The sequence below is a fragment of the Pantoea sp. Ap-967 genome, from assembly GCF_011752565.1.
In the GTDB taxonomy this organism is placed as follows: Bacteria; Pseudomonadota; Gammaproteobacteria; order Pseudomonadales; family Pseudomonadaceae; genus Aquipseudomonas.
In genome coordinates this window covers 1-768 of the sequence record NZ_VWXK01000089.1, presented here as the reverse complement: position 1 = coordinate 768, position 768 = coordinate 1, and the positions used below count along the sequence as shown (strand labels likewise).

Sequence of the window (768 nt, the reverse complement as noted above, 5' to 3'; positions counted from 1 at the left end):
CAGCCTCGGCCGACAGAGCCGCTATTACTGGGGACCGATGTACGAGGTGTATAAGTACATCGACCCGCTTGGTAACTGTTGGCAAGAGGAGATAGTCGCCGGACAACTACTAAAGAGTATCGACCCGCAAGGAGGCGAATGGCGCTACAGCTACGATGATATCGGCCGCCTGATCGAAACGCATGACCCTCTAGGACGCAGTGAGCAGATCAGCTACTTGCGCCACTGGGCGCTACCCGTCCAAATCATCGTTTTCGTTGGTGAGCTGCAGCAGCCGGCCATAGGCGTCATAGCGAAATTTTACGCTGTGGCCCATGGCGTCCAGCCGTTCGACCATGCGCCCACTGCGATCGTAGCGAAATTGCAGTTTCTTCTGCGCAGGATCGATGTAACGGGTCAGTTGGCCGGCGAGATCAACCTCATAGCGGTCGATGCGACCATCGGGGCGTTCACTTTCTACCAGATAGCCGCGAGCGTCATAGCGGAAGTGGCTGTGTTCGCCACGGGCATTAATGCTTTCGCGCAAACGGCCATGCAAGTCATAGTGGTACAGCGTCTGGTTGTTGCTGCAGTCGCGGTAGCTAAGCAACTGGCCACGGGTGTTCCAACCCAGGTGCTTGGTCTTTTCGAGGGCATCAGTGACGCGGATTACGCGACCTTCCGGGCTGTATTGATATTGGGTGCTGCGGCCCAGTGAGTCCTGCTCCCATAGCAAATTGCCGTGAGTGTCATAGCCGTAGCGCTGGGTGCGCTTTGCGCCATCGGTGA

2 pseudogenes are annotated in these 768 nt (G+C 57.0%); one reads left to right on the top strand and one right to left on the bottom strand.

Annotation, left to right across the window (positions count from 1 at the left end):
* Window positions 1–37: 37 nt before the first annotated feature.
* A pseudogene (locus F3J45_RS30660) lies at window positions 38–196 on the top strand (RHS repeat domain-containing protein); the annotation flags it as partial.
* 36 nt (window positions 197–232) lie between these two features.
* Here F3J45_RS30660 and F3J45_RS29605 read toward each other — a convergent pair.
* Window positions 233–768, bottom strand: a pseudogene (locus tag F3J45_RS29605) (type IV secretion protein Rhs); the annotation flags it as partial.